The organism is Corallococcus sp. AB038B, from assembly GCF_003668955.1.
GTDB lineage: Bacteria > Myxococcota > Myxococcia > Myxococcales > Myxococcaceae > Corallococcus > Corallococcus exiguus.
Genome location: NZ_RAWO01000008.1, coordinates 218,010 through 241,790 on the forward strand (window position 1 = coordinate 218,010; position 23,781 = coordinate 241,790).

The following is a 23,781-nucleotide window of genomic DNA, read 5'->3' on the forward strand; positions in this document are numbered from 1 at the left end:
CCCTCCGCTCCCGTGTGACACGACAGGTTACGCGGTGCGCCTGGCTGTGACCTGACTCGCCACGCGGACCCGGCTCGTGGCGCCCTGCCCAGAGGAGGGACCTCCGGGTCGGCGGGTGGCTCGGTGGGTGCAAGCGTGCCCCGCGCCGGGCTTTACCGGGACCGGCATGCAGTCATCCCCCACCTACGAGAGATCTCTCCATGATGATGAAGCTGACGGGCCGCCTGCTGACGGCCGCGCTCCTGAGTGTCACGGCCGCGGGCTGCCAGGGTGAAGAGCCCACCACGAGCACGGGTGACTCGCTCGCCACGCAGGAAGCGAAGGCCGAGCGGACCTGCATCGAGGGCTTCGAGGGCATCAAGAACTGCGCGACGGGCCGCGCGACGCTCACGAACACCGGCAAGAGCATCGCCGTGTCCAACCTGACCAACGTGAAGACGGACGGCTTCTCCAGCGAGTTCCCTCGCGCCGTCGACTGGGTGCTGAAGACGGAGCTGGGTGGCGTGGGCGCCGCAGGCCAGGGCTTCACGCTCGCCGCGCGTGACGGCGACCAGGTGGTCAGCACCATCAGCGTCCAGCCGGGCAAGGACCGCGATCAGGTGACCCTGCGGCCCTCGTTCTCGGGCCGGGCGGGCGGTTCGCCCTTCACCGTCAACCTGTGGCGCGGCAACATGCTGATGAACTCGCACTACTTCGAGCCCGATTACGGCGTCGGCTCGGTGTGGTACCAGATCCACATCGGGCTCACGCGGTACGACTTCGGCTTCAAGAACCACGGCATGGGGAGCAGCATGTTCGGCCGCGTCGCCCCGGGCGCCTGCAGCTGGACCTTCCGCGGCACCGGTGACGCCTTCACGCTGAATGTGGATGGCAAGCCCGTCAGCGGCGACTTCCTGGAGATCGTCGAGGACATCGGCGACGGCCACTATCCGTACACCGGCTTCTCCTCCATCGACGTGAAGGCCGCCGCCAGCACCTTCAACATCCTGGGCGAGTCCACCGTCGCCGCGAAGTAACCGGCTTTGACGCGCCGGGCAGGGCCCTCCCCTGTCCGGCGGCCGGATGTCAGCCACATTGACAGTGCATTAGGCTCGGGGCCGCATGGTCAAGATAACCGGCTCCCCTGGCCCCAAGGCGACGCGCGTCGCGAGTGTGGATACGCCTGTCACGCAGGCGCCCTCCGCCGCGACCGTGGCGCCCTCGCGCCCCTCCACCGCCACCTCGTCCATGGCCGCCGCGATCTCGGCGGGCGCGAAGTCTCCAGCGCAGCGGAAGACGGAGCAGCAGCTCTCCGCGCTCCCGGAAGGCCCCACGCGGCAGGCCCTGATGAAGGCGCTTTCGAGCGGCCTGTCCCCTACCGACGCGGGCGCGATCGCCACCGCGGTGGGCGGACTCAGCCCCGCGCAACAGAAGGAGCTGTCGGGCCTGCTGTCGAAGGCGGGAGTCAGCACCAAGGCCTCGCCCCGCTCCGACGCGGACGCGGAGCGCACCTTCCTCCTCAAGGCCGTGGCGGGCGGCGCTTCCGGCGTGACGCTCAAGCGCCTGGCGGATCAGATTCGCGGACGCCCCCCTTCCCATCAGGGCTTCTCCTTCAACCCGATGTCCGCGTCCGCGGGAGCCACGAAGCGCTCGGCTCCCACCAGCGCCGTGGACGCCGCCGCGGCGAAGCTCAAGACGGCGATGGATGACATCTGGGGCACCGACGAGGCCGCCGTCTTCGAGGTCCTGGAGGGCCTGGATGCATCCCAGCTCAAGCAGGTGGCGGAGAAGTACGAGAAGCTGACCAGCACCCCTCTGGAAGACGCGCTCCACCTGGAGCTCGAGGGCGCGGACCTGAAGCGCGCGCTCACGGCGCTCCAGCCGCAAGCACCGGCCACTCCCTCCGCGCCGGTGCAGGCCGCAACCAAGGCCGCCGCGACCACGAAGGTCGCCGCCGCGTCCGTCAGCGACATCCAGAAGAACCTCGACGCCATCCAGGTGACGGCCAAGGACGAGGGCACCCTCCAGCGCGGCAACGCCGTGGAGCTCAACGACCTCATCCCCCGCAACGTCGCGACCCTGAAGCCCCCCAAGGCGAAGGCCTACGCCCCGTTGAAGAAGGCGGTCGAGGCGCGCAACAAGGCGGAGGCCGCCGTCAACGCGGCCACCACCGAGCCCGCGAAGAAGGCCGCGCAGGAGAAGCTCAAGGCCGCGGAGGAGACCGTCAAGGCCGAGGGCGAGAAGGTCAAGGAGTGGCTCAGGAAGAACATTGGAGACAATCCCGCCCTCCGCGATGCCAAGGCGGCGGTGAAGGTCTCCGAACGCGCGCTCGCCGGGCTGGAGGCGAAGCAGAAGAAGGCGAAGGTTCCCAAGGACCCCGCCGAAGCGGAGACGTTCCGGCAGACCCAGAAGACGGCGCTCGACGCGGCGAAGGCGAAGGTCACCGACGCGCAGGCCCGGATGAAGACCGTGAAGGACGGGCTGCTCGCTCGGGTCGACGCGTACGCGCCCATGGTCGGCGTCAAGCAGACCCGTTCGGACGTCACCGTGAATGGGACGACCGTGCGCATGCGGGATGGGCGCGAAACTGCCTACACGAATTCGTGGAACGCGGTGGATGGCGGCGCCGTCTCCGGAGACTCAGACGCGCAGGTCACGTCCCAGTTGGAGAAGAGCGGCATCAGCGAGGACCGGCAGAAGGTCCTCGAGTCCATCTCCGGCCTGGAGGGCACCTTCAGCAAGGTGAACACCTGGGACATCGGGCGCGTGTCGTGGGGCTTCACCCAGTGGACGCTCGGCAAGAATGGCAACGGCACGCTCGCTGAGTTCATGCGGGACCTGAAGAAGACCGACCCGGCCCAGTACGACAAGAGCTTCGGCAAGTTCGGCATCGACATTGGCAAGGAGGGCGTGGTGCTCACCCGGCCGGACGGCACGGTGCTCAAGGGCGTCGCCGCGGCCGAGGCCATCCGCACCGACGTGAAGCTGTCCGCCATCTTCATGGCCGCGGGCGCCGACCCGGCCATGCAGCAGGCTCAAATCAAGTTCGCCAACGAGGGGAAGATCTCCGGCACCCGCGACAGGACGGTGTCCGTGACGGGCAAGGACGCGGAGGGCCATCCCAAGAGCGCGAAGCTGAAGCTCAAGGACGTCGTCACCAGCGAGTACGGCACCGCCATCATGACCGACCTGGCGGTCAACGCCGGGTCGGGCGGAAAGGTCGCCGCCGCCGCGCTGGAGAAGTACGTGAAGGACAAGGGCGTGGACCCCGCCAAGGTGAAGGAATGGGGGCCGGACGCGGAGAAGGCCATCATCGCCGCGCTGGAGCACGCGTCGCGCTCGGAGCGGCTGGCGCACCACGCGAAGGCGGGGTTCAGCAAGGAGCCCGGTACCTTCACGGACTGACGCAAAAGAAGGCCCCTCCCCCACGCATGCGGGAAAGGGGCCTCGTGCTTCAAGACGACCGGGGGTGCTTCAGCTCCGGCGGCGACGGCGGCTCGCCACCAGCGGCAGGCCCGCCAGCGCGAGCGCCCAGAACGGAGCGCTGCTCGCGGCGGCGCAGCCTCCGCCCTCGTCTTCGTCGCCACCCGGCTCTTGCACCACCGGCGTGCCGTTGCCCACCTTGATGCTCAGCTTCGTGGACGCCGCGCGGTCGCCGTCGCTCTTCTGGTCCGCGTTCGCCGAGTTGCCCGCGCCGAAGAGGTTGAGGGTGACGTCCGTGGCGGGCGCGACGAGCGAGAAGTTGAAGCGCAGCTCCGTGCCCGTGAAGGCCTGGGGAGCGGAGTGGGCCAGTTCGCTGCCCAGCTTCTTCATCCCGGTGCCGGCCACGAGGCTGGCCCCCGCGTCGTCCACGGCGATGCCCGCGCCGCCCGTCTTCCCGGCCCCGCCCCGGATGATGAGGGTGTACTGGCCGGTGGCGCCCTTCTCCAGCGTCGAGGGGCCCTCGAACTCCACGGTGGGGGCCTCACCGCCCTTGTGGCAGGTGTTGCAGGTCGCCGTGTCCTTGCCGGAATTGCCGCTGATGCCCGTGCTGGTGGCGAAGGCGGACGTCGCCCCCAACAGCGCAATGACAAACACGCCCGCGTGGCGCATCGAATTGCTGTTCATGGTCTTGGGTCCTGGGACTAGCGCAGCTGGAGGAAGGAGAAGGACAGGCCCGGCGTCTTCACCGTGGCCTTGCCGTTGTCGCCCAGCACCCGGAAGGTGGTGGACGAGGCGCCGGCCCCGAACTCGGTGTAGAGCGTCTGGTTCTCCGACTCGAAGAGGAAGACGCTGCCGGAGGTGGACGGGAAGTCAGCCTTCCGCGTCGCGGTCAGCGTGGCCAGGTTCAGCTCCCACCACTGCCAGCCGGTGCCGCTCGCGAGCGTGCGCGGATGCGAACCCTCCGACACCGGAGTGATGGTCTCGTCGAGCACGCGCACGTACGCCGTTCCCGGCGTGTGGCTCGGGATGAGCGCGCCCGCGGTGCCACCGCCCACCAGCTCCGCCAGCGAGCGGTAGAAGGTCTTGTCGAAGTCCCGCGTCGTCGGGTCGAACCGGAGCAGGCAGGGCTCCGGCGAGTCCGCGCCCACCACGCGGCGCGACGCCGCGCCGTACGCCTCCGTCGCGATGTAGACCTTGCCGTCGGTGCCGAGCGCGGCGTCGTGCGTGTAGCCGCAGCGGTCATCCGTCGCGAGCGTGACGGCGTCCGTCGCCGTGTCGATGGAGACCACGCCCGCCTTCTTCGTGACGCTGTTGCCCTCCACCGGCCTCCAGCCCACGGGCATGATGATCTGCCCACCGGTCTGCACGACGGCGCCGGAGAACGCCATGACCGTGTCCGGGAGGACCAGTGCGTCCAGCGAGCGGGTGTCCGTCACGGTCATCGCCGTGGGGTTCCAGATGACGATCTTCGCGGCGTTACCGTCGAAGAAGTACGCCTTCGTCTCCGAGACGAACTGGAAGTTGGCCTGGTACTCGCCCAGCGACGTCACGCCCTGGGGGCTGAAGCTCACGGTGCCCGAGGCCTCCAGCTTGCCGGCGCTGTTGAGCTTGTAGCGGGTCACCGTGGCGCTCTCGTCGCTCACCACGTAGACGGAGCCCGTCTTGGGGATGCCCACGCCCAGCGCGCGGCCGGAGATCTTGATGGCGCCGTCCAGCGACAGCGACGCGGCCTTCTCCGCGTCCGGCGTCACCAGGACGTAGCTGTCGGAGGGATCCTCCGCGAGCATCTGGGTGGTGATGGCGTACAGCGGACCGTCCGTGTCCGTTCCTTCCTCTTCGTCGTCGCCGCAGCCCGCGAACAGGGACAGGGCGATCGCCGCGGTGGAGAGTCGCAAGGAACGCAAGGCAAACAGATGCTTCATCGGCAGTGGCCTCTTGGAGTGGGGGGATGAGCGCCTGCCCTTTTCAGCCGGGACGGGGGCCCGGACATGAAAATGATAGGCATTCTCATTTTCACTTCCTCTAGAGGTCTAGACGCGTGATGTCAAGAAAGAGACGTGTTCTCCTTGAATCAGGACTACCTGGGGTGATGTGGGAGCCGGAAGTCGGGCCCGGTACGCCAGCCCTGGCACTCGCCCCTATAGTCCTCTCATGAGGGACGCTTCCGCCCCGCTCCGCTCCATCGTCGCCCTTCCCCTGACGCAGGAGGGCTTCGCTCCCTTTGGCGACGTCGTGTCCGCCGGGCTCAAGAGCGGCGCTTCGGCGAACCAGGGCACCGCGGTGCGCTTCGACTGGTCGGCGCGGCTGGAGAACGGCCGGCCGGGGGCGAAGCCCAACCTCGCGGTGTTCCGCTCCGTGCCGCAGCCGCTTCCCTTCACCGTGAAGCTGCTCGAACACCATCCCCAGTCCAGCCAGGCGTTCCTGCCCATGCGCTGCTCGCGCTTCCTGGTGTGCGTCGCGCCGACCGCGCCTTCGGGCGGGCCCGACCTGGAAGGGCTCGTAGCGTTCGTCTGCGGCCCCGGCCAGGGCGTGAACTACCACCAGGGCGTGTGGCACCACCCCATCATCGCGCTCGATGAACCGGCCGAGTTCGCGATGCTGGCGTGGGAGGACGGGGGCGCGGAGGACTGCGTCGTGCGGCAGTTCTCCACGCCCGTCTCCGTCGTCGTCGGGGACTGAGCGGTCCCCTACCTTTCCGTCTTCGGCTGACGCGCAAGCCACGCGCGCCACTCCTCGGCGGTCTCGTACTGCTCACCGGAAAGCTGCTTCAGTACCAGGACCGCAGGCTCTCTGTTGATGGGTATCTGGAGCGCGGACATCTCCACCAGCCGCTCCCCCAGTTGGCGGAGCAGTCCGGCCCGCTGTGCCTTCAGGGCCTCCGGCGACAGGTCCGCCAGAAGGTAGGTCAGCAGATAGGTCGCCTTGTTGCGGTCGCTCGAGTTTGGCAGCGCCACCGCGTCCGCCACCGTAGCCACGTCCAGCAGCGGCTTCGTCGCGGCCTCCTGCGTGGCCGTCAGCACGCGCAGCACGTTGTTGCGCACCCCGTAGTCCGGATCCCGAATGAAGGGCTCCAGCCGCTTCACGGTCTCCTCCGCCGTAGGCGCGTAGGCCATCAGGGACGCGGCCGCACCTCGCTTCCCCGGGTCCGATTCCTCGCGCAGGACGGCGCTCAGCGCGTCCATCTGCTGGGGCACCTTCGCGAGGAACTCCGGTTCGTAGGCCGCGAGGTCCGGATGGCCGAACCCACCAATGCAGTGCGCCACCTTGCAGCTGGAGTCCTCGGCGAGCTTGCCCATCATCTGGAGCATGTTCAGGCGCTCCTTGTACGCGTCCCACCGGGCGACCAGCCCTTCTGGATCCGCGGGGTGGCCCTTGGGTTCGGGCAGGAAGCGCAGCCGGGCTGCGTCCTCGGCGTCCACCATGTCCATCACCACATAGGCGGTGCCCTTGCGCTCATCGGCGAAGTAGATGGACATGCCCACGTGGGCGAAGGCGAGACCGTACTGCTCACGCAGCGCAGCCTCCTTCTGCTTGAAGACCGCGGCGCTGTGCACGATGGGCTTGCCCACCTCCAGCCCCAGCACCCGCTGGACCGTCGCCCGGTCCACCTTCCGCGAACCAAAGGCATCCACGCCCATGAGCGTCATCACCGGGAACGGAGGTTCGGGCGCCTTCGACAGGTTGGCGCGGGCCTCCGCCACGATGCCGCTCCACGCGGGCAGCGCGTGCAGCGCCGCCAGCTCCGGGTTGTATTCGAGGTGATCCGCGTCGTAGTAGCCGCCCTGGACTGAGCGCTTCAGCACCTCCACCGCCGCGTCCGCATGGCCCGCGAGGGAGGCACACCCCGCGGCGCGATAGAGGGACTCCGCGCGGTCCGGCCCCTCCCCGTTCGCCTCGCCGGAGGCGAGGAAGCGCTCCGCGCACCGCTCGAAGTCCAACGCGAGATAGGCCTGCTCTGCTTCCTCCGAGAGCTGCTGGGCCCGCGCCGCTGGGTCCGCCGGCTTTGGAGCATGCGCACAGCCCGCACCCAACGCGACCACACCCAGCGCCATCACGAATCGCATCTGGACCAACCTTTCGAGAAAGCGCGTATCTCATGCAAGCTGCGCGCAGGTTTCAAGGAGCCCCAACCATGGCCAACGCCATCTCGAAGACCGCGTACTACACCCTGGCTTGCCGGGCGGAGGACGCGCGCAAGCCACGGCCGCTGTGCAATGACTCCTTCGCGGCCCGCTTCATGGATGACGAGGCGCGGCGGATCTGGTCCAACTTCCAGTCCTTCGACCGGCCCAACGCGAGCAACGCCGCGCGGCACCGGATCATCGACGCGCTGGTGCAGGAGGAGCTGGACCGCGCTCCGGACGCGCGCGTGGTGGTGCTGGGCGCGGGCTTCGACACGCGGGCCTACCGGCTGCGTGGAGGCCGGTGGCTGGAGGTGGACGAGCCCGCCATCCTCACGCTCAAGGACGCGAAGCTGCCGGTGACGGAGGCGAAGAACCCGCTCGAGCGGCTCCCCATCGACTTCGGGACGGAGTCGCTCGCCCGGAAGCTGGAGCCCTACCAGGACCCGCGGCGCACGCACGTCATCATCGAGGGCGTGCTCATGTACCTGTCCACCGCGCAGCGCCGGGACATGCTCGCGGTGCTCCAGCAGGTGTTCCCCCACCACGCCGTGTACTGCGACCTGATGCGCGCCAGCTTCCAGCGCGAGTACAGCGCCGACATTCACGCGGTGCTCGCCAGCATGGGTGCGTCCTTCCAGGACATGACGGACACGCCGGAGTCCCTCTTCCTGGAGGCGGGCTACACGGCCGCGTCCGCCACCTCCGTGCCCCAGCGCGCGCTGGAGCTGGCCGGGAAGCGTGTCCCGGCGTTCCTCGTCCGGCGGTTCATGCAGCCGGTTCGCGACGGCTACCGCATCTGGAAGTTCGAGCGGCGCTGACGCCTCACTTCGCCTTCGGCGCCGCGGGAGCCTGCCCCAGCGCCACGCTCCCCAGGATGAGGGTGCCCGCCGCCAGCATGGTGGGCGTTACCGGCTCGCCCAGGAGCAGCCAGGCCCAGGTCAGCGCGAACAGCGGCACCAGGTAGGTGACGACGGCGGCGCGCGGCGCACCGATGCGCTGGATGAGGCGGTAGAACACCGCGTACCCGAAGCCGGTGCAGATGACGCCCAGGGCCGTCGCCGCCAGCCAGGGACGCATGCCGATGGGCTCCGTGGGCCACGTGACCACCGCGAAGGGCAGCAGCAGCACCGCGCCGCAGGCCAGCGTGGCGGCGGCGACCGCGGCGGCTGGCAGTCCGGTGAAGTGGCGGCGCACCAGGTTCGAGCCGATGCCATAGAGGAACGCGCCCGTGGTCCCCGCCGCCGCGGCCCAGGCGACGCTCGTGCCCGCGGCCTTGCCGCTGGCCAGCACCACCACCCCAGCGAAGCCCACGAACAGCGCCACCGCGCGCCGGCCCCCGATGCGCTCGCCGTAGAAGAGGAACGCCACCAGGGCGGTGAAGAGCACCGCCATGCTGTTGGTGATGGCCCCGACGCCCACGGGGGCCTGCCGCGCGGCCCAGGCGAACAGCGTGAAGGGCACCGCCGCGTTGACGACGCCCACCAGCGCCAGCCGGGGCCACAGCGCGGGACGGAGGGCCGAGCGCGCGCGCCAGAGGAAGGGCATCAGCACCGCCGCGCCCAGCACCAGGCGCAGCGCCACCAGGGGAATGGGGCCGAAGGCCGGCGCCGCGATGCGCAGGAACAGGAAGGACGTGCCCCAGATGGCGGCCAGCCCGCCCAGCTCCAGCGGCGTGAGCCACGCCCGGTTGAAGGTGGGAGTCACGGCCTGGGGATGGGTGGGAACGGATGCGCTCATGGCGGCCCCTTCGGGTGAGGAAGGAATCTGACTTCTGTCTGGCCCTCTCTTCACGCCGGGGCCCTTTCTTCACAAGCGCATCCTTTCCGTGTCAGACATGAGCCAGATTTGAGGCTCGTCCCCATGCCCCTCCACACCGACCTGCTCCCCGCCCTGGCGGCCTTCGAGTCCGCCGCCCGCCACCAGAACTTCGCCCGCGCGGCGGAGGAGCTGCACCTGACCGCGAGCGCCGTCAGCCACCACGTCCGCAAGCTGGAGGACCGCCTGGGCGTCGCGCTCTTCCAACGGCATGCCCGGGGCGTAGCGCTGACGGCCGAGGGACGACAGCTCGCGGACGCCGCCAGCAACGCCCTGTCGGACATGGACCACGTGCTCGGGGGCCTCAAGCATTCGCGGGACGAGGACGCCGTGGTGCGCGTCACCACGGTGCATTCGCTGGCCTATGCGTGGCTGCTGCCGCGCATGCCGGAGTTCACCACGCGGCATCCGCGCATCCGGATCCACGTGGACACGGAGATGGCGCTCACCCGCTTCGACGAGGGCGGGCCGGACCTGGGCATCCGCTACGGCCAGGGGCCCTGGCCCGGCCTCAGCGCGCAGCCGCTCATGGACGACGCCCTGTTCCCCGTGGCCTCGGCGCGGCTCGCGGGCATCGAGCACGTGCGAGACGCGGCGGACGTGGCGAAGCTCCCGCTCATCGCGGACCTGAGCCGTCAGGGCTGGCAGGACTGGTTCCGCTCGGCGGGCGTGCGCGGGGCCAGGTTCGAGGAGCGCTACAGCTTCAGCGACACCACCGGCGCGCTGATGGCCGCGGTGCAGGGCCTGGGCGCAGCGCTGGCACGCGAGAAGATCGCCACGCCCTACTTCGCGGACGGCCGCCTCATCCGGCTGCCCGGGCCCATCGTGCCCACGCGCGCCAGCTACTTCGTGGTGTACCCCGCGCACCGGCGATTGCGTCCTGCCGCGCGCCTCTTCGTGGACTGGCTGCTGGCGCAACGCGACAGCGCGTCAGTGCCGCCGCCCGCGACGCAAGGCGTTGCACCGTCACGCAGGAAAGTTTCCCAACACCACGCTTCAGCCCAGGGTGATGACAAACCCTCCCAATGACATGCATTTACTTGTCTGGGAAACAGGTTCACAGTGGCCGCGCCGTTCCCTCACGAGGAGCACGCATGCGCACGCTGGTGAAGTCGCTGTTGGCTTTCTCCGCTGTGGTGTCGCTGGCCCCCACGGCTGCCCTTGCCATTCCGCCCCAGTGCATCGACTGTTGGCTGCCCAACTGCAATGAGTTGTGTCACGTTGGGTCGGAGCAGATGACCTGTGCTGATTACTACGGCTACACCTGCGTTGCCGGCGCGGCGGTCTCCGAGCCCACCGCCTCCGTGACCGGGGACGAGGCCCGCCAGGCCGAGGACGCATCGCAGGTGTGCAGCGAGGAGCACCCCGCCGCCGAGCAGTCCCTCACCGCCGGCACCTGAGCCGCGGTCCGTTTCCTCGCGAGGCCCGGGCTTCACGCCCGGGCCTCGCTGTCGTTCCTGTCGTGACACGCACCGGCCGTGCGCTCCGACGGTGAACCACTCCTCCGCCCCCAGGCAGCCAGGCAGCCCCCGCACTTTCGCTTGTGTCCGCCTCCCCTGCTCCGTAGGTTGCGGGCAGTTATATGGGCTCCCATACAAATCAGCCGCCACCACCTCCAGAGGTATCCGGAGAGGTGCGCGCGGCCATGGACGGCGTGCGGCGGCTGGTACGGCTGCTGCGAGTCTCTGCTCGCGCTTCCGAACGACTGGTCGGTATCAGCGGCGCCCAGCTCTTCATCCTCCAGGAACTGGCGGAGAGCGGGCCCTGCTCCATCAACACGCTCGCGGAGCGCACGCTCACGCACCAGAGCAGCGTGTCCGTCGTCGTCACCAGGCTGATTGAGCAGGGGCTGGTGAGCCGCCGCCGCTCCGACGAGGACGGCCGCCGCGTGGAGGTGGCGCTGGAGCCCAAGGGCCGCGCGCTCATCCGCAAGGCGCCGCCCATGGCCCAGGCCCGGCTCATCTCCGGGCTGCGCGGGATGAAGCCCGACGTGCGCGCGGGACTGGTCCAGGGGCTGGACGCCTGGGTGCGCGCCCTGGGGCTCGACGGGGACGTGGCCCCGCTCTTCTTCGAGGAAGAAAACGCGCGCCCTTCGCGGCGCGGAAAGACACAGGAGCACACCGATGAAGAAACCTGATGTGGAACGCATCGAAGAGGGCCTGGGCGAGGGGGCGGAGGCACGGTCCAGCCTCCCCGTGGCCCCGTCGATGGGCCCCGCGCTCGCCAGCCTGCGCACCCCTCCCATCTCCGTGTCGGTGGACTCCCGCACCGTGCTCATCAGCGGCATGGCGGTGGCGCTCGCGGTCGTCGCGGGCCTGGTGGCCCAGGGGCTGGGCTCCCTCATCCACTTCGTCACCAACCTGGCCTTCTTCGGACGCCTGTCCGTGCAGCCGGTGTCGCCCGGAGACAACACGCTGGGCGGCTGGGTGATTTTGGTGCCCGTGGCGGGCGCCATCATCGTGGGGTTGATGGCGCGCTACGGCTCGCGGGCCATCCGGGGCCACGGCATCCCGGAGGCCATGGAGCAGGTGCTGTTCAACCAGAGCCGCATCCCGCCCCGCATGACGCTGCTCAAGCCCCTGTCGGCGGCGATCGCCATCGGCACTGGCGGCCCGTTCGGCGCGGAGGGCCCCATCATCGCCACGGGTGGCGCGCTGGGGTCGCTGCTGGGACAGGTGCTCCACGTCACCGCGGACGAGCGCAAGGCGCTGCTCGCCGCGGGCGCCGCCGCGGGCATGGCCGCCACGTTCGGCGCGCCGGTGTCCGCCGTGCTCCTGGCCGTGGAGCTGCTGCTCTTCGAGTTCAAGCCCCGCTCCGTCATCCCCGTGGCCCTGGCCACCGCCACCGCCACCGGCGTGCGCATCGCCTTCATGGGCGGCGCGCCCGCGTTCGCCATCCCGGACCTGACGACTCCGTCCGGCAGCGCGCTCGCGTTCTACGGCGTGCTGGGCCTGGTCATCGGAGTCGCCTCCGTGTTGTGCACGCGCGCGGTGTACTGGCTGGAGGACATGTTCGAGAAGCTGCCCATCCACTGGATGTGGTGGCCCGCGCTGGGCGCCATCGTCGTGGGCGTGGTGGGCTTCGTGTCCCCGCGCACGCTGGGCGTGGGCTACACCAACATCGAGGACATCCTGTCCGGCCGCTTCGTGGGCACGACGATGCTCCTCTTCTGCGCGCTCAAGTTCATCTCCTGGTCCGTCGCGCTGGGGAGCGGTACGTCCGGAGGAACGCTGGCGCCCATCTTCACGCTGGGCGGCGGCCTGGGCTCCGGCCTGGGGCTGCTGGCCACGCAGCTGTTCCCCAGCCTGGGCGTGGACGTGCGCGTCGCGGCGCTGGTGGGCATGGCCGCCCTCTTCGCGGGGGCGTCACGCGCGCTGCTCGCGTCGGTGGTGTTCGCCTTTGAAACCACGCGGCAGCCGCTGGGCCTCTTGCCGCTGCTCGCCGGCTGCGCGGCGTCCTACCTGGTGTCCGCGCTGCTCATGCGGCACTCCATCATGACGGAGAAGCTGGCCCGCCGCGGCGCCCGCATCCCCACGGAGTTGGGCGCGGACGCGCTGGGGACGGCGCTCGTGCGCGACCACGGCCTCAAGCTCGTGGTGACGCTGCAGGCGGACATGCTCCTGGAAGAGGTGCGCACGTGGCTTGCGTCCGACGCCTCGGGCTCCAAACACCAGGGCTTCCCCGTCGTGTCGCGGGAAGGGACGCTCGTGGGCGTCGTCACGCGCAGGGACCTGATGGATGGCCACGCGAGCGAAGGCCGGCGGCTGCGGGACGTGGTGAAGCGGCCGCCCGCGGTCGTCTTCGAGGACAGCTCCCTGCGCGAGGCGGCGGACCTGATGATGGACGAGGGCGTGGGCCGCCTGCCCGTCGTCTCCCGCGCGCAGCCCCAGCAGGTCGTGGGCATCCTCACCCGCAGCGACCTGCTCGCGGGCCACCGGCAGCGGCTGGCGAACGAACGCACGCGGGAGCGCGGCCTGGGCCCCACGCGTCCTCCGGCGCCCCGCCCCGCGTGAGCGCTCCGGCTCAGGTCGTCGCGGCGACCCGGGCCGGACCTGCCTTCGCCTCCTGCTCGCGGCGCAGCGCCGCGAGCGTCTGGCGGATGCCTTCCGCGTACGGCGTCTTCTGCACCGTGCCCAGGAGGCCCCGCAGCGCGGAGTCGTCCATCAGCACGGGGTTCGTGAGCAGGTAGTACATCTCCACCAGCTCCCGCATGAAGGGATCGAAGAGGCCCGCCAACCGGACCATCCCCTTCCCCATGGCCATCGTCTTCGGCGCGTGGCCCGCCTGCGCGAACATCTCCTTCACCATCTCCCGCTGCGTGGTGGCGCCCGCGCCCGCCAGGTTCCAGAAGCGGCCGTACGCGCGCGGCTCGTCCATCAGCGCGGTGACGATGGGGCCCACGTCGTTCACGAAGACGAACTCATGCGGCGTGTCCAGCGGCCCGATGAGCGGCGCGCGCTTGCCCTGGTTCGCCGCGACGAAGGCCCGGTACAAGAAGCTGCGCTCCACGCCCGGCCCGTAGAAGTCCGGCAGCCGGAGGATGGTGCCTTTGATCTTCCCCGCGGCGTCCGCCTCCAGCAGCAGGTCCTCCTGCGCCTTGCGCATGCGGCCCTTGTAGGAGTTCGGCTCGCGCGGATGGGACTCCGTCACCGTCGCGGTGCGCGGCAGGCCGTAGGGATACACCGTGCCGATGAGCACCACCCGCTCCACGCCCTCCGCGATGGCCGCGTCCAACGTGCGGCGCATCAGCTCCGGGTGCAGGTGGAACTGCCAGTAGTTCACCCCCACCATGTAGATGAGGGTCCGCACGCCCCGCGCCGCGGCCCGGATGGAGGCCGGGTCCTCCGGATTCCACGTCACCACCTCCGCCCGCGGATCCGCGCCGAACTCCCTGCGCAGGCTGCCCTCCGAGCGCCCCACCACCCGGTAACCCCGTCCCTGCGCCTGGAGCGCCCGCGCCACAGACTGACCGACGACGCCCGAGGCGCCGAACAACGCCACCGTTTCCATGTCGCTCTCCTGGGAAATTGAACGGTCAAACTTTTTATGAACACCGTTCGGTGAACACCGTTCATTTATTGCTGTCCGTTCGTTCCGTCAAGGCCTACCCTCGTGACATGGGCATCACGGAGCGCAAGGAGCGACAGCGGGCGGAGCTGCGGGAGAACATCCTCCGGGTGGCTCGCGACATGGTGATGAAGGAGGGGTTCGGGGCCCTCTCCATGCGCAAGCTGGCGGACGCGGTGGAGTACGCGCCCGCGACGCTCTACCTGCACTTCGAGAACCGCGACGCCATCGCGCGGGAGCTGTGCGTGCGCGGCTTCCAGGAGCTGCTCGCGGCGCTGGAGCCGCCGGCCACCGTGAAGGAGCCCGTGGAGCGGCTGTCACGCATGGCGGAGGCCTACGTGTCCTTTGGCCTGAAGCACCCGGAGACCTACCGCCTCATCTTCATGGAGGACCCCAAGCTGTCCGCGGAGCTCTTCCAGGACCAGCAGCACGGCGAGGGCCCCCGCTCCTTCGCACTGCTGGTGACGGCCTTCGAGGACCTGAAGGCGGCCGGCCGGGCCCCGGAGGCCACACCCGCGGAGCAGCTGGCGGAGGTCTTCTGGGCGGGGCTGCACGGCATCATCAGCCTCAAGCTCACCTGCTCCGGGTTCCAGGGCTCACCGGCGGAAGTGCTGGCGCGAACCCTGGTCGCCTCGCTGGTGCACGACCTAAAGCCCGCGCGGCGCTCCCGGTAGCTTTCGCCTCCACCCGCCGGGTGGCGTCCCTCGGCACGGCGCGGCCACGTGCCCGATACCGTCTTTTTACGTCGTGTATTGGATACGGACCCGTTTCATGGGGGAGGCTGGCGGGCGACCGAAGGGCCGCCGACTGGCATCCCGGTAACACGCCGTGTGAAGATTGGACGTCCCATGAAAAGGTCCCTTTCAACCCGTCCCGGTGAGTCGGGTCAGGTGCTCGTGGAGTCCGCGCTGGTCATCCCGGTGATGGTGTTCCTCATCCTGGGCATCCTCCAGCTGGGGACGCTCCACCACGCGCGGCTGATGACGGAGTACGCCGCGTACCGGGCGGCGCGCGCGGGCATCGTCAACAGCGGCGACTGCGAGATCATGAAGAAGGCCGCCTACGCGGCGGTCCTGCCCACGCTGGGGCCGCCCAAGGTCAGCGCCAGCGGCAACCTCGAGGGCCGGGTGGACACGCTCATCAACGTGGCGAAGGTCCATGACGCGTACACGGTAGGAAGCCAGGCCGCCCAGAACCAGCGCTTCCAGCAGGTGGACCTGGAGCGCGTGCGGGTGGAGGTGACCAACCCCCGGCGCAGCCAGCTGCCCACCCTCTTCTCCTCCTACGGCTCACACATGCAGGGCCTGGAGGTGGACTACGACGACATCCGCAACGCGCAGGTCATCGAGGCCAACCTCCTCACGGTGCGCATCACCTACTTCTATGAGATGCGCATCCCGTTCGCGAACTGGCAGCTGCACGCGTTCTACATGGGCCGCGAGGCGCTGAACGGCCTGGCCATGCGGGGCGTCAACTTCACCACCCAGAAGGTGAACGGCGGCAGCCTCACGGACCACCTGGAGGACGCGGGCGCCGGCCAGAGCCCGGACCACAAGAAGATCCGCACGCTCGCGGACAGCAACGTCTTCGCCATCCCCGTCGTCGCGACCTATTCGATGCGCATGCAGTCCAACCTCCTCAACAGCGGCTCGCACGGCCCCAACGCGTGCGCCGTGGACGGCTAGCGTCTCCCCCGGCGCCGGCCAGAAGGACCCCCTCGATGTTTCGGATTCTGCGGAGGCTGCGGCGCGACGAGCGCGGACAGGCCATGGTGCTGGGGGTGGTGGTCATGCTGGTGCTGGCCGTCACCGTCATGGTGTCGGTGAACATCGGCCAGGGCGTGTACGAGAAGATCAAGCTGCAGGACGCCGCGGACGCGCAGGCGTACTCGCTGGCGGTGAAGGAGGCGCGGGCCTACAACTTCCTCGCGTACACCAACCGCGCGATGATCGTGCACTACTCCGCGATGCTCACGGTGATGTCCTACGTGAGCCACGCGGTGTACCTGGACCGCACCATCGGCGTGGCGGCCAAGTACCTGCAATACATCCCAGGCATCGGCGCCGTCTTCGCCGCCGTCTCCACGGCGATAAAAACGTGGAAGGTGACGGTGGAGACCATCTCCCGATTACTCATCCCGGTGCTGACAGCGCTCAACATCGCGCTGTGGCTGGCCCAGGAGGCGATGCTGACGGGCACCCTCTTCGACCTCTACACCTCCAAGGGGCACGGGAACGTCATCGAGACGACCGACCCGAAGGCGGTCGTCACCAAGGACATGAATTCAGGGGATTCCTTCACGAAGACCGCCACGGTCTCCGCGTTGTTCAAGAACTCGACCGACATCAACTACTCCAACGCCAAGAACTTCCTGCACGTCCTGGACGACGGCCCCTTCAGCAGCAGTCCCACCATGGGTGTGGACCCCACCGGCATGCTCACGCGGGGGAAGCTGGTGACGGGCAACAAGCTGTCGGATCCGAACATGGCCAAGTACCGCCTGCTGATGGGCAACCTGGCCAACGGCGTGCGCCGGCGGTGGACGGCCGAGGGCGAGGGGCCCATCCTCATCGGGCGCAGATGGGAGTTCCGGCTGTGCGTCGTCATTGGCGAGCTGCGCATCCGCAAGACGGCGGACAGCCAAATCAAGAGCTTCGACGAGAACTTCGAGAACAACCGCAAGGATCAGCTCTTCGCGTCGGACGACATCCGCATCGAGGTGCGCCCCACCTGCTTCATCTTCGGCTGGAGCGACGTCTTCCGGCTGCGCTTCCGGGCGGCGGCGGACAACCGGGGCGGCTTCCACCAGGAATACGGCTCCAACAAGACGGATGACCACCACCCCTGGATGGGCATCACGCCGTTCGTCACGTCCGACACCAGCTTCGTCACCCCCCGGCAGAACCACTTCGGCTACCCGTGCAACCTCATCGTCCTGGGCAAGGACATGGGCGCGGACCGCACCGGCAACAAGCCGGTCTACGAGCTGGAGAACCTGTCCCAGAACGCGTTCATGGAGGGCAGCGGCAGCGGCGAGTACGACAAACTCAAAGAGAACTCCGAAGAGGGCATCCGCGAGTCGTACCTGGACATGACCTGGCGGTACGTGGGCGGCAAGAAGGACGCCTACGCGGCGGACTTCCGCGAGCGCACGGGCGGAATGATGGCCATGGCGGTGGGCCGCGCCATCTACCACCGGCCCAACGCGTGGAAGGAGGAGCCCAACTTCTTCAACCCGCTCTGGACCGCGCGACTGGCGCCCATCAACACGCACTGGGACGAAGACCACCTCAAGTGGATGGTGCCCGCCTGGGAGGACAGCGAATGGCTGCTCAACGGCATCAACTACTGACGCGGCCGGGCCGCCGCGCGGCGCGGGGCTCAGCGACGGTGGAGCTGGCGCTCCTGGCGCCGCTGCTCGTCGTGCTGGTCCTCTGGGCGAACTACTTCTGGGAGGTGCAGCGCGCGCGCCTGAAGATGGCGGAGATGGCGCGCTTCGTGGCCTTCGAGCGCACGGTGCGCCAGGACCTCAACGCCGTCGTCGCCGAGGCGAGGACGCGCTACCAGGACCTGGACGGCTCCACCAAGACGGGCACGCTGGGCACGGCCTACCGCAACGGGCTCACCATCAACGTCCAGGCCCAGAACGCGGAGGCGCCGCTCGAAGAGGTGGGGATGTCCGACCTGGGTGCGCAGTCGGGCGTGGGGGGCATCGCGGCCGCCGCGGTCAGCGCGCTGGGCGGCTCGCCGGCTCAGCTGGCCCAGGACATGGGCTTCGACCCCAGCGTCGGGGCGGTTCAGACGGACGTGCAGATCCGCCTGGTCAACCGCATCATTCCCCGGGAGATCGCCCTCTACACGACGGGCTTCGACGGCAATCAGCTGGACCTCAACTTCGAGGAGCACTTCTACCTCTACCACGACACGTGGAGGGCCTGGGGGCCGGGTGAGAATCCCGCGCAGACCTATCCACGCGTGGAGCAGCTCACGCACGACCGCTCGAGCAACATCGTCTACGCGGGCGTGAGCGGCGGGACGCTGAACTCCATCGGGTCGGTGCTGGGCGTGCTGGGGATCGACTTCCCCTTCTCCGATGAATACATCCGCCAGTCCGTGGTCATCCGCGAGGTGCCGGCCGCGGGCAACTTCAACGCGGTCCGGCCCACGCGCACGGTGCCCGGCGACGTGCTCCAGGCCGCCTACTGGCGCAACGACACGAGCTACTGCTACGGCAACTGCGAGCCCAACGCCATCAATACCAAGCGTGGCCTCTCCAGCTCCAGCGGCCGGGATGCCAACTGGCCCATGCGCGCGTACCGGTGCCGGGGCAACTTCTTCCAGGGCGCCGCCATCTCCAACGCGCCGGAATCCATCTACACGAAGTCCACCTCCGCGGCGGCGGCGTACTTCCACTACAGCGACGACGCCTGCACCCTCCCATGAGTGGGCTGACGGACCGCACGGGCGCGCTCACGCGCTGGCTGGGCCTGGGCGGACTGCTCGCGCTCGTGGCCACCGCCGTGGTGTTGAAGGATCCGCCGGCTCCGGCGACGGCGCTCCCGGCGAAGCCGCCCTCGCAGCCGGAGGTCGCCCTGCCCCCGGCGCCGCCGTTCCCTGACGCGGGCGTGGGCAAGTTGATGCGCGTGATGCCGTCCTTCCCCGGCGCGGTGATGGTGCCCATGGGCCGGCTGATGACCAATGGCAGCCCCATGGAGATGGGCTACTTCGACACGGATCATCCGCCGGGCGAGGTGCTGGAGTACTACGCGCGGGAGTTCCGGCTGCGCGGCCGCAACATCGTCACGCAGGACGACGGCTCGGGTGGCGGCTCCGTGAACTACTACGACGAGCGGCTGGGCGCGCTGGTGGCCGTCACCACCATCCGCGCGGGCGGTGCCACGACGCGCACGCTGGTGTTCCCCTCGCTGGTGGAGGCGCCCGAGGGCATCCACCTGCAGGGGACGGCGCCCGCGTCGCTGCCGCAGCCTCCGGGCGTGGTGACGGTGCTGCGCCTGGACGAAGGCAGCGGCGGCGCCAGCGCGGGCAGCACCACGCTCACGCAGGTGGCGCACGGCACGCCCGCGATGCTCGCGGAGTTCTACCGGGCGCAGATGCCCTCGCGCGGCTACATGCCTTCGGGCGGGCGCCTGGCGAAGGGCGTGGAGCTTTTGGAGTTCGAGCGCCCCGGTGAGCGGCTGTCGCTGACGCTGTCGCCGCTCGACAAGGACGGTCCCCCCGAATCCCTCATCACGTTCGTGATGGAACGTGCCCCTCTTCCCCAGGAGTCGAATCGATGAATGGCTGGTTGTCGCGAGGCTACCGGTGGCTGCGGCGTCCCCGTTCGCGGGGGCAGGCCATGGCGGAGTTCACGGTGTTGCTGATGGTGTTCATTCTCACCGGCGTCTCCATCACCACGTTCGCGCCGGATATGTTCGCGGCGCTCACCATCTACATCCGCGGCTTCTACTGCGTGCTGGGCTACCCCTTCGGCTGAGGCCCCGGCTCAGGGCACGGGCAGCCGGGGCAGCGTGAGCGGCACGACGTCCAACATGGGACGGGCACCGGTGCCGCTCTTGCGCGCCGTCCAGGTGACCTCCGCGTCGCGCAGGGACTCCACGCCGAACACCGGCACCGTGGCCGCCGTCACCACGGTCACCTGCTCGCCGGACGCCAGGCGGAAGGTCTGCTCCCGTCCCTTGCCAGCGAAGGGGCCGGTGCGCAGGTCGGTGTCGCGCTGGCGGACGGGCGCGCCCCGGAGCGCGGCGTGGTCCGCGACCAGGTCCACCGGGATGGCGACGGGGGTGTTGGGCGGCACGGTGATGGCCAGCCGCTCCACCACGGCGCGGCCGGTACCGGCGCGGGCCACCCAGACGACGATGAGGGAGGGAGGCGTCGTCTGGTAGTCCAGCTCCACCTGGTAGAGCGTGTCGCGTTCGCGCGGCGTCTCGCCCACGACGGCGGCGCGCACGGGGAAGGTGACCTGCTTCGAACGGACGGTGTATTCCACCCACGTGCCCACGACGGGCTGGAGCTGGCCGTAGAGCAGCAGCGGCGGCACCAGGGCGCGCGCCTCCGCGAGGCGGCCGGGGGCGATGGGCGGATCCTCGGGGGCGGGCGTTCCCGCGTCGGTGGTGGCCACCGTCGCAGTGGGAGGGGCGGGAGCGATGCCCGCGTCGGGCGCGGCGGACGTGGCCGGCGTGGCGAAGAGCAGCACGGCGGTGCACACGGGACACAGGAGGCGGCGCATGGGAACAGCACTATCGGTCCGGGGCTCCGCGCCGGACAAGTCCGGGGGACACATGGGACGGCTGCTGACGCTGCTCGCGTTGCTGCTCGTGGGCCTGGGGGCCCTGCCCGCGCGGGCGCAGGGCGGCGCACCGGATGCGTTGTTCGGCCTGCCACTCGTCGTGCGTGAAGGCGGCTGGGCGCGCTACGTGAACACGTCTCCGGACGGGCCTCCGCAGTTCGTGATCAAGCTGGGCGGCCCGGGACGCCACGAGGGCAAGCGCGGCCGCTGGGTCCTCATCGAGCTCGACGTGCCCGCCACCGGACGCGTGGGCTTCGACTTCCTGGTGGAGGGCGAGCGCTTCAGCGCGAAGAGCGTGCTGCTCATGCGTTTGCGCGTGCCCGGCCGTCCGCCGAACGACACGCCCGCGCCGTTCAACAAACCGGGCGCCGAACGAAGGCCGCACCCCCTGCGGGAGACGACGGAGACCCTCGCCGGCAAGAAGCTGGCGGTGTCGGAGTACTCGTACGCCGGAGGCATCATCGCCCAGTGGTCCCCTGGCGTCCCGGTGCTGGGCCTGGTGCGCGTCTCCGGCACACAGTCATTCCAACTGGAGGCCTTCGGCGTGGGCGGAGACCCGTGGAAGGACGCTACCGCCGCCGGGAAGTAAGGCCCGCCCCGACGAGCGCGGTCCGCACCGCGTCTTCATCCGCGCTCGCGAGCCGAGCGGCCAGCAGCAGCCGCGTCCCGTGCCCCGCCTGGAGGCGCACGCGAGGCAGGTCCCCCGTCTCCCGCTGGAACGTGAACCACTCCAGCCGGGAGAACGGCGTGCGCCGCCCCAGCGAATCGATGAAGCCCGAGGGGCCCAGGAACAGCGCGGGCACGCCATGCAGGCCCACGCCCGCGAGCCACCCGGCGACGCCCAGGCAGAACGTGGCGAGCGCGGGCCGGCCCTCCGAAGAGAAGAGCCGCAGGCCCACCAGCGCCAGCACGGCCATGGTCGCGAGCACCAGCGCATAGGTGCCCATCTCCGCCCGCGAGCGCAGCGCCAGGAGCCTTCCGCCGCGCAGCAGCCCCACGAGCGCGCCCAGCGCCACGAGCGCCAGTCCCGCCGCGGCCACCGCCACGCCCAGCCCCATCATCCCGGGACGACCTCCCAGCTCCCGCGACTCGCGCACGAGCCACGCCGCGCAGCCCGTGAAGAAGACCAGCGTCACGCCATGGAAGGCGGCCGTGGAGACGGGGCGCGAGGGGACCGGGGAACGACTCACCCAGTTGTCTCTACACCACCTGGGCCCCAAGCCCCGAGCACCCACCCGGGAAACCTCCGGCATCCCATGGTTCCGGCACTACCAGAAAAAGCTGCTTTCAATGAATTTACCTATCTCTTAGAATCTTTTTCGACGTCGCGGCCCCGGCGTTCTGGGGCTGCTCACCCCCGCAGTCACCAGGAGGTTCCGGATGCTTCGTCGCACCGCCCTGGCCCTCGTCCTGTGCGCCACGTCCTGCACACAGGCCGAAGGGCCCTCCGCAACAGAGTCCCCTCCCCCCGAACAACAGGAAGTCCTGGGCCGGGCCGAACAGGCCGCCGAGTCCCTGGAGACGCCCGGTGAGGCGAACAGCATCCGCTTCCTGGAGCAGTCCTCCTTCGGTCCCAAGCTGGCGCGCGGCGTGGCCCCCGCCCCAGTGGGCACCGTGGAGCGCGTGATGTCCGTAGGCATCACCCAGTCGCTCACGGACCAGTTCGCGCTCCAGCCCGCCACGCCGTACGACGGAGAGAGCGCCCAGGACCTGGGCTCGCAGTTCTTCCAGCGCGCGGTGACGGGGGAGGATCAGCTCCGCCAGCGCGTGGCGTTCGCGCTCAGTCAGATCCTCGTCGTCTCCCAGAACGGCATCCCGGAGTCCACCCGGACGCCCTACGCGGACTCCAAGGTGGCGCTCGCGGGGTACATGAACCTGCTGTCGCAGCACGCCTTCGGTGACTTCCGCGTCCTGCTGGAGGCCGTGACGAAGGACCCCGCCATGGGCCGCTACCTGGACATGGCGAACAACCGCGCGTTCGACAAGCAGGGCAACCCCATTGACCCGAACGAGAACTACGCGCGGGAGATGCTCCAGTTGTTCACGCTGGGCACGGACAAGCTGAACCTGGACGGCACCCCGGCGCTGGACGCCAACGGCAACCGGCAGCGTGCGTACAGCGAGGAGCAGGTGAAGGCCTTCGCGCACGCGCTGTCCGGCTGGACCTGGAACGCCACGGGGTGTCCGGCCAAGGGCGCCGCCAACAATACGCCCGACTACAAGAACCCGCTGATGCCCTGCGATGACAACCACGACAAGAGCAGCCAGACGCTCCTGCGGGGCGTCACCACCTCGGCGGGCGGGACCATCACCGCGCACCTGAACCAGGCGCTGAACAACGTCTTCAACGACGCCAACGTCCCGCCCTTCATCAGCAAGCAGCTCATCCAGCACCTGGTCACGAGCAACCCGACGCCCGCCTACGTCAAGCGCGTGGCCAACGTCTTCAAGAACGACGGCACCGGCGCGCGCGGCAACCTCCAGGCGGTGGTGCGCGCCATCCTGGAGGACACCGAGGCGCGCGGCGCCCAGCCGCCCGTGGCGCTGCGGCCCGGCTTTGGCCACCTGCGCTCGCCCGCGCTGTTCGTCACCAACGTCGTCCGCTGGCTGGGTCCCACGCTGGACACGACCACCAAGGACCCGGGCCTGAAGCTCAGCAACTGGAGCAAGTCGATGAACCAGTGGGTGAGCCGTCCGCCCTCCGTGTTCAGCTTCTACCCGCCCAACGCGCCGTTGCCGGGCGCGGACGGCCTCGTGGGACCGGAGTTCGCCATCCTGGACACGGCCACCATCACGGCCCGCGCCAACTTCCTGCACGAGTTCCTCTACGCCAACACCGCCGCCAACGCGGGCATCACCGTGGACTACGACCTCTTGCCGTCCACCAACCCGGAGCTGGTCGCGTACCTGGGCCGCTACTGGCTGCACGGCACGATGGCGCCGGAGCTGGAGCAGAAGCTGCTGACGGCCATGGGTGACAGCCGGGCGAACTCGCTCATCCGCAAGAAGAAGCTGGCGCTCTACCTGACGTTCCTCTCCCCCTCCTTCCAGATCCAGCGGTGAACC

Annotated in this window: 23 protein-coding genes; 16 read left to right on the forward strand and 7 right to left on the reverse strand. The window is 69.6% G+C overall.

All coding sequences use genetic code 11. The features are described from left to right. Positions 1-200: 200 nt before the first annotated feature. Both D7Y04_RS28140 and D7Y04_RS28145 read left to right on the forward strand, forming a co-directional pair. Complete coding sequence (locus tag D7Y04_RS28140; protein ID WP_121761261.1) at positions 201-1,016, forward strand: hypothetical protein; 816 nt, start codon at positions 201-203, stop codon at positions 1,014-1,016. A 136-nt stretch (positions 1,017-1,152) separates the two neighbouring features. After that, positions 1,153-3,384 (forward strand): hypothetical protein, encoded by a 2,232-nt coding sequence (locus D7Y04_RS28145; protein WP_158627597.1) that lies wholly within the window; start codon positions 1,153-1,155, stop codon positions 3,382-3,384. Between the two features lie 69 nt (positions 3,385-3,453). Here the strand turns inward: D7Y04_RS28145 and D7Y04_RS28150 are convergent, their stop codons facing one another. After that, on the reverse strand, positions 3,454-4,086 hold the full coding sequence (locus tag D7Y04_RS28150; protein WP_120596663.1) for an MXAN_6652 family MXYO-CTERM-anchored protein: 633 nt from the start codon (positions 4,084-4,086) through the stop codon (positions 3,454-3,456). 17 nt (positions 4,087-4,103) lie between these two features. Continuing rightward, complete coding sequence (locus D7Y04_RS28155; protein WP_121761263.1) at positions 4,104-5,324, reverse strand: MxcI protein; 1,221 nt, start codon at positions 5,322-5,324, stop codon at positions 4,104-4,106. Positions 5,325-5,553: 229 nt separating this feature from the next. On the opposite strand from D7Y04_RS28155, the gene D7Y04_RS28160 reads away from it, so the two are divergent. Beyond that, on the forward strand, positions 5,554-6,081 hold the full coding sequence (locus D7Y04_RS28160; protein WP_121761264.1) for an ureidoglycolate lyase: 528 nt from the start codon (positions 5,554-5,556) through the stop codon (positions 6,079-6,081). An 8-nt stretch (positions 6,082-6,089) separates the two neighbouring features. On the opposite strand, the gene D7Y04_RS28165 is transcribed toward D7Y04_RS28160, so the two are convergent. Then, the gene (locus D7Y04_RS28165) at positions 6,090-7,466 is read right to left on the reverse strand and encodes a HEAT repeat domain-containing protein (RefSeq protein ID WP_121761265.1); all 1,377 of its coding nucleotides are present in this window, start codon (positions 7,464-7,466) and stop codon (positions 6,090-6,092) included. Positions 7,467-7,534: 68 nt separating this feature from the next. Between D7Y04_RS28165 and D7Y04_RS28170 the strand changes: the two genes are divergently transcribed. Next, on the forward strand, positions 7,535-8,344 hold the full coding sequence (locus D7Y04_RS28170) for a class I SAM-dependent methyltransferase (protein WP_158627598.1): 810 nt from the start codon (positions 7,535-7,537) through the stop codon (positions 8,342-8,344). 4 nt (positions 8,345-8,348) lie between these two features. Here the strand turns inward: D7Y04_RS28170 and D7Y04_RS28175 are convergent, their stop codons facing one another. Beyond that, complete coding sequence (locus D7Y04_RS28175; protein WP_121761267.1) at positions 8,349-9,263, reverse strand: DMT family transporter; 915 nt, start codon at positions 9,261-9,263, stop codon at positions 8,349-8,351. Positions 9,264-9,386: 123 nt separating this feature from the next. On the opposite strand from D7Y04_RS28175, the gene D7Y04_RS28180 reads away from it, so the two are divergent. From D7Y04_RS28180 to D7Y04_RS28195, 4 genes are all read left to right on the forward strand, one after another. Continuing rightward, a complete protein-coding gene (locus D7Y04_RS28180) occupies positions 9,387-10,370 on the forward strand; it encodes a LysR substrate-binding domain-containing protein (protein WP_120596669.1) in 984 nt (327 codons plus the stop codon). Between the two features lie 65 nt (positions 10,371-10,435). Continuing rightward, entirely contained in the window at positions 10,436-10,741 is a 306-nt protein-coding gene (locus D7Y04_RS28185; protein WP_120596670.1) for a hypothetical protein, read from the forward strand. Between the two features lie 182 nt (positions 10,742-10,923). Continuing rightward, positions 10,924-11,478, forward strand: a complete 555-nt coding sequence (locus D7Y04_RS28190; RefSeq protein ID WP_121761268.1) for a MarR family winged helix-turn-helix transcriptional regulator — start codon at positions 10,924-10,926, stop codon at positions 11,476-11,478. After that, entirely contained in the window at positions 11,465-13,354 is a 1,890-nt protein-coding gene (locus D7Y04_RS28195) for a chloride channel protein (protein WP_121761269.1), read from the forward strand. Before D7Y04_RS28190 ends, D7Y04_RS28195 begins: the two co-directional genes overlap by 14 nt. A 10-nt stretch (positions 13,355-13,364) precedes the next feature. On the opposite strand, the gene D7Y04_RS28200 is transcribed toward D7Y04_RS28195, so the two are convergent. Further along, a complete protein-coding gene (locus D7Y04_RS28200; protein WP_121761270.1) occupies positions 13,365-14,351 on the reverse strand; it encodes an NAD-dependent epimerase/dehydratase family protein in 987 nt (328 codons plus the stop codon). Between the two features lie 107 nt (positions 14,352-14,458). Here D7Y04_RS28200 and D7Y04_RS28205 point away from each other — a divergent pair, with 107 nt between their 5' ends. From D7Y04_RS28205 to D7Y04_RS28230, 6 genes are all read left to right on the forward strand, one after another. Further along, complete coding sequence (locus D7Y04_RS28205; protein ID WP_199749743.1) at positions 14,459-15,082, forward strand: TetR/AcrR family transcriptional regulator; 624 nt, start codon at positions 14,459-14,461, stop codon at positions 15,080-15,082. 174 nt (positions 15,083-15,256) lie between these two features. Then, positions 15,257-16,093 carry a TadE family protein gene (locus D7Y04_RS28210; protein WP_120596675.1) on the forward strand — a complete coding sequence of 279 codons (837 nt, stop codon included), beginning with the start codon at positions 15,257-15,259 and terminating at the stop codon, positions 16,091-16,093. Positions 16,094-16,128: 35 nt separating this feature from the next. Continuing rightward, positions 16,129-17,760, forward strand: coding sequence for a pilus assembly protein (locus D7Y04_RS28215; protein WP_120596676.1), 1,632 nt, complete (start codon positions 16,129-16,131; stop codon positions 17,758-17,760). Continuing rightward, positions 17,733-18,851 carry a pilus assembly protein gene (locus tag D7Y04_RS28220; protein ID WP_233601611.1) on the forward strand — a complete coding sequence of 373 codons (1,119 nt, stop codon included), beginning with the start codon at positions 17,733-17,735 and terminating at the stop codon, positions 18,849-18,851. The genes D7Y04_RS28215 and D7Y04_RS28220 overlap by 28 nt, the downstream gene beginning before the upstream one ends. Beyond that, entirely contained in the window at positions 18,848-19,705 is an 858-nt protein-coding gene (locus D7Y04_RS28225) for a hypothetical protein (RefSeq protein WP_120596678.1), read from the forward strand. Before D7Y04_RS28220 ends, D7Y04_RS28225 begins: the two co-directional genes overlap by 4 nt. Beyond that, a complete protein-coding gene (locus D7Y04_RS28230) occupies positions 19,702-19,902 on the forward strand; it encodes a hypothetical protein (protein WP_120580979.1) in 201 nt (66 codons plus the stop codon). Before D7Y04_RS28225 ends, D7Y04_RS28230 begins: the two co-directional genes overlap by 4 nt. Positions 19,903-19,911: 9 nt before the next feature. Here the strand turns inward: D7Y04_RS28230 and D7Y04_RS28235 are convergent, their stop codons facing one another. Then, on the reverse strand, positions 19,912-20,655 hold the full coding sequence (locus tag D7Y04_RS28235; protein WP_121761272.1) for a hypothetical protein: 744 nt from the start codon (positions 20,653-20,655) through the stop codon (positions 19,912-19,914). Between D7Y04_RS28235 and D7Y04_RS28240 the strand changes: the two genes are divergently transcribed. After that, positions 20,654-21,304, forward strand: coding sequence for a hypothetical protein (locus D7Y04_RS28240; RefSeq protein ID WP_233601612.1), 651 nt, complete (start codon positions 20,654-20,656; stop codon positions 21,302-21,304). The genes D7Y04_RS28235 and D7Y04_RS28240 overlap by 2 nt on opposite strands. On the opposite strand, the gene D7Y04_RS28245 is transcribed toward D7Y04_RS28240, so the two are convergent. Next, positions 21,285-21,905, reverse strand: coding sequence for a hypothetical protein (locus D7Y04_RS28245; RefSeq protein WP_121761273.1), 621 nt, complete (start codon positions 21,903-21,905; stop codon positions 21,285-21,287). The genes D7Y04_RS28240 and D7Y04_RS28245 overlap by 20 nt on opposite strands. 190 nt (positions 21,906-22,095) lie before the next feature. On the opposite strand from D7Y04_RS28245, the gene D7Y04_RS28250 reads away from it, so the two are divergent. Next, on the forward strand, positions 22,096-23,778 hold the full coding sequence (locus D7Y04_RS28250) for a DUF1800 family protein (protein WP_121761274.1): 1,683 nt from the start codon (positions 22,096-22,098) through the stop codon (positions 23,776-23,778). Positions 23,779-23,781 lie beyond the last annotated feature (3 nt).